10 protein-coding genes are annotated in these 12,343 nt (G+C 60.4%); 5 read left to right on the forward strand and 5 right to left on the reverse strand.

The genetic code is table 11. The features are described 5' to 3' along the window. Positions 1-15: 15 nt before the first annotated feature. The 5 genes from dapB to mepA form a co-directional block, all read right to left on the reverse strand. Positions 16-843: a 4-hydroxy-tetrahydrodipicolinate reductase gene (dapB, locus tag DFO46_RS21260; protein ID WP_120279112.1), complete on the reverse strand. Its 828-nt coding sequence runs from the start codon at positions 841-843 to the stop codon at positions 16-18. Further along, positions 843-2,639 (reverse strand): ABC transporter ATP-binding protein, encoded by a 1,797-nt coding sequence (locus DFO46_RS21265; RefSeq protein WP_120279000.1) that lies wholly within the window; start codon positions 2,637-2,639, stop codon positions 843-845. The genes dapB and DFO46_RS21265 overlap by 1 nt, the downstream gene beginning before the upstream one ends. A 98-nt stretch (positions 2,640-2,737) precedes the next feature. Continuing rightward, positions 2,738-3,781: a glucokinase gene (locus DFO46_RS21270; protein WP_110793776.1), complete on the reverse strand. Its 1,044-nt coding sequence runs from the start codon at positions 3,779-3,781 to the stop codon at positions 2,738-2,740. A 27-nt stretch (positions 3,782-3,808) separates the two neighbouring features. After that, positions 3,809-4,189: a methylglyoxal synthase gene (locus tag DFO46_RS21275; RefSeq protein ID WP_110793775.1), complete on the reverse strand. Its 381-nt coding sequence runs from the start codon at positions 4,187-4,189 to the stop codon at positions 3,809-3,811. 85 nt (positions 4,190-4,274) lie between these two features. Beyond that, entirely contained in the window at positions 4,275-5,294 is a 1,020-nt protein-coding gene (gene mepA / locus DFO46_RS21280; RefSeq protein ID WP_245422693.1) for a penicillin-insensitive murein endopeptidase, read from the reverse strand. A gap of 219 nt (positions 5,295-5,513) precedes the next feature. Between mepA and DFO46_RS21285 the strand changes: the two genes are divergently transcribed. The 5 genes from DFO46_RS21285 (at position 5,514) to DFO46_RS21305 (ending at position 12,337) form a co-directional block, all read left to right on the forward strand. Further along, the gene (locus tag DFO46_RS21285) at positions 5,514-7,364 is read left to right on the forward strand and encodes an extracellular solute-binding protein (RefSeq protein ID WP_120279002.1); all 1,851 of its coding nucleotides are present in this window, start codon (positions 5,514-5,516) and stop codon (positions 7,362-7,364) included. A 133-nt stretch (positions 7,365-7,497) separates the two neighbouring features. Continuing rightward, positions 7,498-8,592 carry a microcin C ABC transporter permease YejB gene (locus DFO46_RS21290; RefSeq protein ID WP_120279003.1) on the forward strand — a complete coding sequence of 365 codons (1,095 nt, stop codon included), beginning with the start codon at positions 7,498-7,500 and terminating at the stop codon, positions 8,590-8,592. Beyond that, positions 8,592-9,728: an ABC transporter permease gene (locus DFO46_RS21295; RefSeq protein ID WP_120279004.1), complete on the forward strand. Its 1,137-nt coding sequence runs from the start codon at positions 8,592-8,594 to the stop codon at positions 9,726-9,728. The genes DFO46_RS21290 and DFO46_RS21295 overlap by 1 nt, the downstream gene beginning before the upstream one ends. Then, the gene (locus DFO46_RS21300) at positions 9,725-11,362 is read left to right on the forward strand and encodes an ABC transporter ATP-binding protein (protein WP_120279005.1); all 1,638 of its coding nucleotides are present in this window, start codon (positions 9,725-9,727) and stop codon (positions 11,360-11,362) included. The genes DFO46_RS21295 and DFO46_RS21300 overlap by 4 nt, the downstream gene beginning before the upstream one ends. Before the next feature lie 12 nt (positions 11,363-11,374). Then, the gene (locus DFO46_RS21305) at positions 11,375-12,337 is read left to right on the forward strand and encodes a glyoxylate/hydroxypyruvate reductase A (RefSeq protein WP_120279006.1); all 963 of its coding nucleotides are present in this window, start codon (positions 11,375-11,377) and stop codon (positions 12,335-12,337) included. Positions 12,338-12,343 lie beyond the last annotated feature (6 nt).

Consider the following 12,343-nt stretch of genomic DNA (forward strand, 5'->3'; position numbering starts at 1 on the left):
TTCCTCTCTTGACGATCAGGGGGTGGAGTTGAGCCCGAGCACGTCGAGCATGGTGTAACGGCCGGGCTTCTTGTCGAAGGCCCAGACGGCGGCCTTCAGGGCGCCGCGGGCAAACAGCGAACGGTCGCCGGCACTGTGAGAAAGCGTGATGATCTCACCTTCGCCCGCAAACAGCACGGAGTGTTCGCCGATTACGGAGCCGCCACGCAGCGTTGCAAAACCGATCGAGCCCTCTTCGCGTGCACCGGTATGGCCATCGCGTACCCGAACGGAGTGGCTGGTCAAATCGACGCCACGTCCCTCCGCTGCCGCCTGCCCCAGCAGGAGCGCCGTACCTGAGGGTGCGTCGACCTTGTGTTTGTGGTGCATCTCCAGGACTTCGATGTCCCAGTCGGCGGCTTCGAGCGCTCGCGCAGCCTGCTTGATCAAGACAGACAAAAGGTTCACGCCGAGGCTCATATTGCCGGATTTCACCACACGTGCATGACGCGCTGCCGCATCGATCTTGTCTTCGTGCTCCGGCAGGCAACCCGTCGTGCCGATGACGTGCACAATCCGTGCCTGCGCGGCGAGCGCGGCAAATTCCACGGTCGAAGTGGGCGAGGTAAAGTCGATAACACCATCGGCATGCAGGAAAGCGGCCAGCGGGTCATCGGTGATAGTAACGCCGAGAGTGCCAGCCCCAGCAAGATCGCCGGCATCCTTGCCCAGCGCTGCTGAACCCGCACGCTCGACGGCAGCATGAAGCACCACGCCTGGCGTCTGGCTGATCAGATTGATGAGTGTACGCCCCATGCGCCCGGCGGCACCGACGACGACGAGCTTTATTGGGGCATTCATGATCATAGGTCCTGCAAAGTGTCGCGACCGTTGGGAACGGCCTGGAGATTGTTCAGGCGAGCGTAAAGTCCGCTTGGCCGCTGTGCAAGGCTCTCATGTGTGCCTTCTTCGACCACTTGGCCGGCCTGCATCACAATGATCTTGTCGGCCTTGATAACGGTCGAAAGCCGATGCGCGATGACGATCACAGTGCGCCCGACCATGGCCGCCTCCAGCGCCTGCTGCACGGCAGCTTCCGATTCCGTATCGAGAGCCGAGGTTGCCTCGTCGAGAAGCAGAATGGGTGCATTCCGAACCAGGGCACGCGCGATCGACAGCCGCTGCCGCTGACCGCCGGAGAGCGTCAGCCCGTTCTCGCCAACCGGCGTGTCATAACCCATCGGTTGGGATAGGATGAAGTCGTGCGCGTTCGCAAGCCTTGCCGCATCCTCGATCTCGCTATCCGTCGCGTCCGGACGGCCGTAGCGGATATTGTCGCGGATCGTACCCTCGAAGAGGTAGGGCTGTTGTGAGACATAAGCCAAATGGTGGCGCAGCGAGGATTTGGTGACATCGGCAATGTTCTGCCCGTCGATCAGGATCTCGCCGTCGGCCGGATCGTAAAAGCGCGGGACGAGCGTGATAACGGTTGATTTGCCGGCGCCGGAAGGCCCGACAAGCGCCGTGGTCTTTCCACCTTCGGCAACGAAGCTGAGGTTGTGCAGAACCGGTCCGCTGCCGGTGTAGGCAAAGTTGACGTTGCGGAACTCGATCTTGGCCTCCCGAACAACCAGCTCGCCAGCACCTGCTTTGTCGCGCTGATGCGTCTGCATGTCGAGGATCTCGTAGATCATCTTGGCGTTGACTGCGGCGCGTTCCATCTGCACCTGCAGCTTGGCCAGTCGCTTAGCCGGCTCATAAGCCAGGAGGAGAGCGGTAATGAACGAGAAGAATGCGCCTGGCAGCACGCCGCCATAAATGGCCTGGAAGGCCGCATAGGCCATGACACCGGCAACGGAGAGGCCGGCCAGCGATTCCGTCAGCGGCCCATTGCGCTCGCTGAGGCGGGCGATCCGGTTTGAGCGTCGCTCGGCCGCATCAATTGTCGACTGGATCTTTTCCTCGAGCTGCGCCTCCATCGTGAAGGCCTTGACGATGGCAATACCCTGCACGGTCTCCTGCATGGCGCCAAGCACATGCGAGTTCAGGATAACCGCTTCGCGTGTGGCGCTGCGCAACCGCTTGGACAGATAGCGCAGTCCGAAGAGCAGGGGCGGCGCTACCGTGAACACGATAAGTGAAAGCACCACATCCTGGACGAACATCACCCCGATCAGCGACACCAGTGTCACCAGATCGCGAGCAAGGGATGTCACGGTCAGATTGAGCACGTCGCGAACGCCGTTGATGTTCTGGTTGATCTGCGCCGAAAGACGCGCCGAACGCGCTTCGTTGAAATAGCCCACCGACAGCGTCATCAGATGCGCAAACAGGCGCCGCTGGTAGCTGGCAACGATGTTGTTGCCAATTTTGGCGAGCGTGACGGCCTGGCCGTAACCGGCAAAGCCGCGAATGACGAAGGCGGCAAAGATGGAGCCGCAGATGCTCCAGATCAGGTCAGCACGACGGTTGGCAAAGGCCTCGTTGATGACCGATTCCATGATCCACGCCGTAAAGGCGGTTGTCATGGCCACGGTCAGAAGGCAGGCGATGGCAAAGGCATAGGCGCCCAAATGCTCACGGCCATTTTCTGCCACGACACGGCGCAAGACGGCAGTGATGCTGTCATTGTCCAGCGTTTCGTTGGAAGTGCCTGTCAAGAGAGGTGTCCTGTGCTGTTGCTCCGGGCAAAGCCCTTATAGGGCCGCCGCTCTATAGCCAGTTGCAGCACATTTGACCATAGTGCCCGCAGAGCAGCCTATCGGCGCCAGTGCCGGCCCTCGGTCGCCAGTCCGAAATCGGACGGAGCCCTCGCAAATGCCGCCAGCCCATGTAGGGCCGCCTGCGGATGTGTCACCACGAAGGTCGGGATTGCGTGCAGCAGGCCCTGATGTGGCGCCTTGTCCTCGAAGGCCGCACGAAATTCGCCGCTCTGAAGTGCGGGCAGGATTTTCGGCGAGATGCCCCCGGCAAGGAAGACTCCGCCCTTTGCCATGAAAATCAGGGCCAGATCGCCCGCAACGCGGCCGAGATAGGTGGCAAACAGGCTGAGTGCCTCGCCAGCCAGCGCATCAGCGCCGGATATTCCGGCCGCAGAGACTTCCGCCGGCTCTTCATAGCGCGGCGTGCGATTTCCCTCGGCCTTGCACAAGGCCCGATAGATGTTCATGAGCCCACGGCCCGAAAGCAGTTCTTCGGCCGAAATCCGCCCGAGCGCAACATTCGGATCATGGACCGGCGTCAGATGGGGCCAAATGGCGTAGTCGCGTTCCGTGCGAGGCCCGACATCGACATGTCCGCCTTCGCCTGGCACCGGAAACCAGGTGTCTCGTGCCCGCACCAGCCCCGCGACACCAAGCCCCGTTCCTGGCCCCAGCACGACGCGCGAGCCGAGAGGCGCCTCGCTCAGAGAGCCGAGCGGCTGCCGGTCGGCTTCACCTAGCGTCGCTGCCGCGAGCGCTTGTGCCTCGAAATCGTTCAGCAGCAGCACTTCGTCAAAACCCAGTTCCGCCATCAGTACCTTCGGCCTGACCACCCACGGGCAGTTGGTCAAAGGCACCTCGTCACCCTTGATCGGACCAGCCAGCGCGAGGATCAGCGACCGCGGCTTATGGCTTGTCTCGGCGAGCACGCAGGTCCGGATCGCCTCGTCGATCGTGGCGAAATCCTTGTTGACGACATTCGGAAAACCAATCGCGTCGCCGCTGTCATCGAGCAGGATCGAAAACCGGGCATTCGTGCCGCCGATGTCGCCGACCAGGATCGGAAAGGGAAGGGTGTCGTCGCGCTGTGTCTTGGCCATGGTCTGTCCGGTCTTGGCCCCCGCTGCTCAGGCAGCCAGGGTCTGCATCAGGATGTCGGCGGTCGCGAGATTGAGCGCCATCGGGATGTCGTAAACGGTCGCGAGCCGCATCAGTGCCTTCACATCCACATCATGCGGCATCGGAGTCAAGGGGTCGACGAGGAACACCAGCATGTCGACCTCGCCGGTGGCGATGAGGGCGCCGATCTGCTGGTCTCCACCGAGGGGACCGCTTTTCAGGCGGGTCACATTGAGGTCGGGCGCGGCCTCCTGGATGCGGCCGCCCGTGGTTCCGGTCGCCACGATCCGCCATTGCAGAAGCTTCGACCGATGGCGGCGGGCAAACTCCGCCATATCGTCTTTTTTCTGGTCGTGGGCGATCAGGGCGATGCAAGGGGTGCTGGTCATGACGGGATCGGCAGCTCTTTTAAATCGATTTGATACCCTCTACCGCAGTGGCCTTCGCTTGAAAAGCCACCCGGTAACTTGCAGTTCAGAGCCCGCTCGGACGTGCGGGCGGAACGGGAACCTCCGCCGGAAGCTCGAAAGGTGTCGCAATAGCCTGGGCAGGGGCGACAAAGGCCGATGCAGAGGTGGCCGGCATGGCGCCGCCCCTCGGCTGGTAGGTGGCCTCCAACTCGCTGCCGGGTCCCTTAGCATGCAGGATCGCGCTACAGGCCTTGGGCAGATCGTCAAGCTGCGTTGCCCGCGGTTTCGGTGCGGGCTTGGCGTTCGGATCCTTCTTCGGCGCTGCCCAGGGCTCCTTCGTGAACCACCACGCCAGCGACTGGTCGCAGCCATCGCCTGGCGCAACGGGCGCTTGCGGTTTGCAGCCCGATGCCCCTTCCGGGCAGCGTATGCGGATATGGAAATGCTCGTCGTGACCGTAAATGGGCCGGATCTTCCCGAGAACCGCACGATCGCCAGTCCATGTTTCGCAGAGCTTCTTCTTGATCGCGGGATTGACGAAGATCCGTTCCACCTGCGGATAGCTCGCGGCCTTCACAACCACCTGGGCATGCACATTCGTCCAGCGACGCTTGTCCACCGTCAGGAACTTGCTCTTGTCGAGCATCGAGGTGAACGGCATGTCCTCACGCTGGCTTGCCGTCAGCGGCTGCGCCGGTTTCGGCGTAAACCAGATATCGGCATCGAGCCCGACCTGGTGGGAGGCGTGGCCCGACAGCATCGGTCCGCCGCGCGGCTGCGAGATATCGCCAATCAGGATGCCGGATCCCCAGCCCAACTGGGCGGCATCCTGGGAAAACCGCTCCAAGAGCGCAATCATCTGCGGATGTCCCCAGCGCCTGTTTCGCGACAGCCGCATGGCCTGCCATGTGGGGCCATCTGTCGGAATGGCCACGGCCCCCGCAATACAGCCCTTGGCATAGGAGCCATAGGGGGAGGGCGCCGCCCGCGTCGGCAATGTTACCCCGCCGAACAATTCCTTGGCCGGCGTGTCCTGAGCCTGAACGACATCAACGGCGGAAGCGGATATGGCTCCCAGGAACATCAAGGCTGAGGCGAGGCGGCGGACTTCGGGCAATGGCATCTGCGATAGTTCCTAGCGGTTTGACGGTCCGGCTGCCCGGATGAATCACATGAAGATGCTACCGTGAAACAGGAATCGGGTGAAACTGCGAACGTGCCCAATTCAAATCTGTGTAACCACGCCTGTATTTCTGAGGGTTTTGTCCTATTCTTAGCCCAATAAAATCTCAGGGGATCTGGAATGGCTTTCTCACGGCGACTTCTGAATTGGTTCATCCTTGCGGGTGTTGCGATCTTCACCGGCAGCGCAACCGCCCAGGAGCCGACCGAGCCGTTTCGGCATGCGCTCGCGATCGTCGGCGATATCAAATACCAGCCCGGCTTCGCCCATTTCGACTACGTCAACCCTGCAGCGCCCAAAGCAGGAGACATCAACCTCTCAGCATCCGGCACCTTCGACAGTTTTAATCCTGTTCTCGACAAGGGCGAACTGGCGGCCGGATTGGCTCCGAGATTGTCGCTTGTGACAGAAACCTTGTTGAAACCGTCCATGGACGAAGTGGATGCGGTCTACGGTCTTCTGGCCGAGGCGGTGTCTTACCCACCGGACTATGCCACTGCTACATTCCGCCTGCGAGCCGAAGCCAAATGGGCGGACGGCATGCCTGTTACACCTGAAGACGTGATCTTCAGCTTCGAAAAGTTTAAGGACCTCAAGCCGCTTTATGCCACCTACTACGCCCATGTGTTGAAAGCGGAAAAGACGGGGGACCGAGACGTCACGTTCACCTTTGACGAAAAGAACAACCGCGAACTTCCGATCATTGTCGGCGAGCTGGATATCGTTCCCAAGCACTGGTGGACTGCCAATGGGTCCGACGGAAAACCACGCGACATTTCGCGAACCACGCTCGAGCCCATCATGGGGTCCGGGCCATACCGCATCGCCTCATTCACCCCAGGCTCCAAGGTCGTCTATGAATTGCGAGATGACTACTGGGGCAAAAACCTGAACGTCAACATTGGCTACAACAATTTCAGAACGCAGACCTATACCTACTTCGCGGATCTGGACGTGGAGTTTGAAGCCTTCCGCTCGGGAGCGATCGATTATTGGGCCGAGAATTCTGCGATGCGCTGGGCGCGGTCTTATGATTTTCCCGCCGTCACCGACGGCCGTGTGAAACGGCAGGTGCTTGACAACGAATACAAGACGTCAGGTGTGCTCGTCGGCTTCATCCCCAATATGCGCCGCGAGATGTTCAAGGACGCCCGCGTCCGCAAGGCACTGAATTACGCCTTCGACTTCGAAGAGTTGAACAGGACGATCTTCTTCGATCAATACAAACGGATAGACAGCTATTTCTACGGCTCGGAGCTGGCATCGCAGGATTTGCCCGAGGGCAGGGAGCTCGACATATTGAAGTCGCTCGGCCCCGATGTCGCGCCGGAAGTTCTGACACAGCCATACAGGAACCCCGTCGGAGGCGACGGCACCAAACTGCGCGAGAACCTCAGAGCTGCGCTCGCTCTTCTCAAGGAGGCCGGTTACGAACTGCGCGGCGGAAAGATGACCTCCGCTGCCACGGGAAAACCGCTGCAGTTCGAAATTCTGCTGAATGGGCCGACCATCGAGCGTGTCGCGCTCCCTTTCGCGGACAATCTCAAGAAGATCGGCATACAGGTCTCCGTCAGGACGGTGGATTCCGCCCAATATACCAATCGCGTCCGCAGCTTCGACTACGACATGATCTATCTTGGATGGGCGCAGAGCCTCAATCCTGGCAACGAACAGCGGGACTATTGGGGTTCGCGGTCGGTCAATCAGCAGGGGTCACGCAACTATGCCGGCATTTCCGACCCCGCAATCGACAAGCTGATTGACCAGATCATTTTCGCCAAGGATCGCGACACGCTGATCCCCACGGTCAAGGCTCTGGATCGATTGTTGCTGGCGGGTAGCTATACAGTACCGAGCTATGCGCTTCGCTCGTCGCGGATCGCCTATTGGGACAAGTTCGAGCATGCCGAATTGCCGACATATGGGATCGGCTTTCCATCCATCTGGTGGTCAAAGCAGGTGCAAAACTAATCGAGGGGACTTCTGTCGAGAAGCCGGTTATTTAGGAAACGATAGGCGAATCGCTTTGCAGGAGGGCCGACGGATTGGCTGACGGACAGGAACAGTGGTTTGAACGCGGCGATGCGTCCGCGATGGGCGTTCCATGACCGGATATATCTTCCGCCGGCTGCTGCTGATGATCCCGACGATCATCGGCATCATGGGCATCTCTTTCATCGTCATCCAGTTTGCGCCCGGCGGTCCGGTTGAGCAGGTCATTGCTCAGCTGAGCGGCCAGGGAGACAGCGCCGATGCGCGGCTGTCCGGCGGCGGAGACATGCTGAACCAGCAGGTCGGCACGGAGGAAGGCGGGTCGCGTTATCGTGGCGCCCAGGGACTGGATCCGGAGCTGATCGCCAAGCTCGAAAAGCAGTTCGGTTTCGATAAACCGCCGCTCGAACGCTTCGTCGAGATGATGTGGAACTACATCCGATTCGATTTCGGCGAGAGTTTCTTCCGCAACACCTCGGTGATCGATCTGATCATCGAGAAGATGCCGGTCTCCATCTCATTGGGCGTATGGGTTCTCCTGATCTCCTATGCCATCTCCATCCCCCTTGGCATCAAGAAGGCGGTCTCCGATGGCTCGCGCTTCGATGTCTGGACTTCTGGTGTCATCGTCATCGGTTATGCCGTGCCGGGCTTCCTCTTCGGCATCCTGCTGATTGTCCTCTTTGCCGGCGGCTCCTTCTTTGACTGGTTCCCGCTCCGGGGCCTTACCTCGGACAATTTCGCCCAGCTTTCCTGGTGGCAGAAGATCCTCGACTATTTCTGGCATCTCACCCTGCCGCTGATCGCGCTCCTGCTCTCAGCTTTTGCCACCACGACACTGCTCACGAAGAATTCCTTCATCGACGAGATCAAGAAGCAGTATGTCGTGACTGCCCGTGCCAAGGGCTTGGCTGAACGTCAGGTTCTCTACGGCCACGTGTTCCGCAATGCCATGCTGATTGTCATCGCCGGCCTGCCAGGCGCCTTCATCTCCGCCTTCTTTACCGGCTCTCTCTTGATCGAGAACATCTTCTCGCTCGATGGTCTGGGTCGCCTGGGTTATCTCGCCGTCGTCAACCGCGACTATCCGATCGTGTTTGCCACGCTCTACATCTTTTCGCTGATGGGGCTCGTCGTCGGCCTGATCTCCGACCTGATTTATACCTGGATCGATCCGCGCATCGATTTCGACAGGAGGGACGTCTGATGTCCGCTGTCGAAACGACGGCCGTCGTTCCGCCGAAAAAGACTTGGCTCACGCCCACCAGCCGCCGTCGCCTCGAAAACTTCAAGGCGAACCGCCGCGGATACTGGTCCTTCTGGATCTTCATGGTCCTGTTCGTGCTCAGCATGTTCGCCGAGTTCATCGCCAATGACAGGCCGATCATCGCCTCCTACAAGGGCGAGATCCTCTTCCCCGTGGTCGTCGACTACCCGGAGGAGAAGTTTGGCGGCTTCCTTGCGGTGACCGACTATCGCTCGCCCTTCATCGCCGATGAGATCAACGCCAATGGCTGGATGATCTGGCCGCCGATCCGCTATTCTTATCGCACGGTCAATTCCGAGGTTCCACACTCGGCCCCGACCGCGCCCTTCTGGCTGATGGACAAGGAAGAGCGCTGCGCCGCTTATCCGCTGAAGGCGGAGGATCCGAACTGCGTGCTCGGAAACATGAACTGGCTTGGCACCGACGACCAGGCCCGCGACGTCATGGCGCGCATGATCTACGGTTTCCGTATTTCGATCCTCTTTGGCCTCGCGCTTACGCTCGCCTCAGCCGCGATCGGGGTCACTGCCGGTGCCGTGCAGGGCTATTTCGGCGGCTGGACCGACCTCCTGATGCAGCGCTTCATAGAGATCTGGTCGTCCATGCCGGTGCTCTACATTTTGCTCATCATCGCGGCGATCCTGCCGCCCGGCTTCTTTGTCCTGCTGGGCATCATGTTGCTGTTCTCCTGGGTCGGCTTCGTCGGGATCGTTCGCGCCGAATTCCTCCGTGCCCGCAATTTTGAATACGTCAATGCCGCCCGTGCGCTTGGCGTCGGCAATGGCACGATCATGTTCCGCCATCTGCTGCCGAACGCCATGGTGGCCACCTTGACCTTCCTGCCCTTTATCCTCTCAGGCTCGATCACCACGCTCACCTCGCTCGATTTCCTTGGCTTCGGCATGCCGCCGGGTTCACCCTCGCTTGGCGAACTGATCGCGCAAGGCAAACGCAACCTGCAGGCCCCCTGGCTGGGGCTGACGGCCTTCTTCACCATGTCGATCATGCTCTCGTTGTTGATCTTCGTCGGCGAAGCTGTTCGTGACGCGTTTGACCCGAGGAAGACATTCCGATGAACGGTGAGATGAAGCCTCTCCTGTCCGTGCGCGATCTGTCCGTCGCTTTCCACCAGGGCGGTCGCGAGAGCCTGGCGGTCGATCGGGTCTCATTCGATATCAAACGCGGTGAGATCGTCGCGCTGGTTGGCGAATCCGGTTCCGGCAAGTCGGTGTCGGCAGCATCGATCCTGAAACTGCTGCCTTATCCCTCCGCCAGCCATCCCTCGGGCGAAATCCTGTTCGATGGCCGCGACCTGATGACGGCCAACGAAGCGGACCTGCGTGCGGTACGTGGCAACGACATCACCATGATCTTCCAGGAGCCGATGACCTCGCTCAACCCGCTGCATACGATTGAGCGGCAGGTCAGCGAAATTCTCGGTCTGCATCAGGGGCTGACAGGAACTGTCGCCCGCGCCCGCGTACTGGAACTCCTGCATCAGGTCGGCATTCGTGAACCGGAAAAGCGCCTTTCCGCCTTTCCGCATGAGCTTTCGGGCGGTCAACGCCAGCGCGTGATGATTGCCATGGCACTCGCCAATCGTCCCAAGCTCCTGATCGCCGACGAGCCGACGACGGCCCTCGACGTCACCGTGCAGGCCCAGATCCTGGAACTCCTCGGACGCCTCAAGTCCGAACACGGCATGTCCATGCTCTTCATCACCCATGATCTCGGCATCGTCCGCAAATTTGCTGATCGCGTCTGTGTAATGACCAAGGGCAAGATCGTCGAGGCGGGTCCCGTCGAAGATATCTTCGAGCGGCCGCAGCATGCCTACACGAAGAAGTTGCTCGCTTCCGAGCCGCGCGGCGAACCGCCAACGCTGGACGAGACAAAGCCCGTCGTCATGCAGGGCAAAGATATCCGGGTCTGGTTCCCAATCAAGGCCGGCTTCCTGCGTCGAACCGTCGACCATGTTAAGGCCGTTGATGGCGTCGATCTGACGCTCAGGGCCGGCCAGACGCTCGGTGTCGTCGGTGAATCCGGCTCCGGCAAGACCACGCTCGGTCTCGCCCTCTCGCGGCTGATCTCGTCGAAAGGCCGCATTAGCTTCATCGGCAAGGATATCCACGCCTTCTCCTATCGCGAGATGCGGCCTCTGCGCGATCGCTTGCAGATCGTTTTCCAGGATCCTTTTGGCTCCCTCAGTCCCCGCATGTCGGTGGGTGAAATCATCGCCGAGGGCCTCAAGGTTCACGAACGGCACCTGTCATCGGAGGAGCGTGACAGTCGCGTCGTTTGGGCGCTTGAAGAGGTCGGACTCGATCCCGCCACCCGCTGGCGCTATCCGCACGAATTCTCCGGTGGCCAACGCCAGCGCATCGCGATTGCCCGCGCCATGGTGCTGAAGCCGCGATTTGTGATGCTCGACGAGCCGACCTCCGCACTCGACATGACCGTTCAGGCCCAGGTCGTTGACCTCCTGCGTGATCTTCAGGCGAAGCATGATCTGGCCTATCTCTTCATCAGCCACGATCTGAAAGTGGTAAAAGCACTCGCCAACGAACTGATCGTCATGCGCGGCGGCAAGGTGGTCGAAAAGGGCCCCGCCGCAGAAGTCTTCGCCGCCCCCAAGGCCGATTACACGCGCGCCCTGATGGCCGCCGCCTTCAATCTGGAAGCCGTCGAGGCCGGCGGCATCCGTCAGTAACGGAAGACAGACATGACAGAGAAAAGCCCCATCATCATCGATCTCCGGTTTGACCGTGACAGCGTCCTGCGCGCTTTGCCTGATGCATTTCCCGGTCGTCCCGTGATCGACATGGGTGATCCCGGAAATCGCAGCCGGGATTTGTCGCAGGCGGCCTATGCCGTAGTCTGGAAGCCCGATCCGGATCTGTTCAGGCGTGCGAGCGGTCTGAAGGCGATCTTTTCCGGTGGCGCCGGCGTTGACCACATTCTTTCAAACTATCAACTGCCGGATCTGCCGATTGTTCGGTTTGTCGATCGCAGCCTGACGGACCGCATGAGCGAATGGGTGGTTTGGCAATGCCTGTACCACCTCCGCAACGGATCGATCTATACGGAGCAGCAGCGATCTCGCATCTGGCGGGAAATCGCCGAGCAGCCCGAAGCCCGCGATGTAACAGTGGGAATCATGGGTCTCGGCGTCCTCGGTGCCGATGCTGCGGCAAAACTGAAAGTCATGGGCTTCAGGGTCATCGGATGGTCCCGCAGAAAAAAGGATATTGCTGGCGTGGAGACATTCGACGCTTCCGGCCTGGAAGCGTTTCTCGCACAGACCGATATCCTCGTCGGCCTCTTGCCGCTGACGGAGGATACACGGGGAATCTATGACAGGCCTCTGTTTTCCAAGCTGTCGCGCACCGGGGTGCTGGGTGGCCCCATTTTTCTCAACGCCGGGCGCGGCGGAAGCCAGAAGGAAGAGGAGCTTGCCGCCTGCCTCGCCGACGGAACATTGAAGGCGGCGTCGCTCGATGTCTTCGTGAAGGAGCCACTGGACCGCAACAGCCCGCTCTGGGCCATGCCCAATGTGCTGATGACGCCTCACGCGGCCGCTTCATCAGACGTTCGAGCTCTCTTTCGCCATGTCGAGGAACAGATAGGCAGGCTGGAACGCGGAGAACCCCTGCAGTTCGTCGTTGACAGGACTTCTGGATACTGACGGGCC

This window comes from Rhizobium sp. AG855 (assembly GCF_003610655.1).
Taxonomy (GTDB): Bacteria; Pseudomonadota; Alphaproteobacteria; order Rhizobiales; family Rhizobiaceae; genus Allorhizobium; species Allorhizobium wuzhouense.

What these genes read in the sequence shown, in the direction of transcription:
- DFO46_RS21270 (WP_110793776.1), bottom strand. Translation starts at nt 3,781, where the DNA reads ATGGCCAAGACACAGCGCGACGACACCCTTCCCTTTCCGATCCTGGTC.
- DFO46_RS21275 (WP_110793775.1), bottom strand. Translation starts at nt 4,189, where the DNA reads ATGACCAGCACCCCTTGCATCGCCCTGATCGCCCACGACCAGAAAAAA.
- mepA (WP_245422693.1), bottom strand. Translation starts at nt 5,294, where the DNA reads ATGTTCCTGGGAGCCATATCCGCTTCCGCCGTTGATGTCGTTCAGGCT.
- DFO46_RS21285 (WP_120279002.1), top strand. Translation starts at nt 5,514, where the DNA reads ATGGCTTTCTCACGGCGACTTCTGAATTGGTTCATCCTTGCGGGTGTT.
- DFO46_RS21290 (WP_120279003.1), top strand. Translation starts at nt 7,498, where the DNA reads ATGACCGGATATATCTTCCGCCGGCTGCTGCTGATGATCCCGACGATC.
- DFO46_RS21295 (WP_120279004.1), top strand. Translation starts at nt 8,592, where the DNA reads ATGTCCGCTGTCGAAACGACGGCCGTCGTTCCGCCGAAAAAGACTTGG.
- DFO46_RS21300 (WP_120279005.1), top strand. Translation starts at nt 9,725, where the DNA reads ATGAACGGTGAGATGAAGCCTCTCCTGTCCGTGCGCGATCTGTCCGTC.
- DFO46_RS21305 (WP_120279006.1), top strand. Translation starts at nt 11,375, where the DNA reads ATGACAGAGAAAAGCCCCATCATCATCGATCTCCGGTTTGACCGTGAC.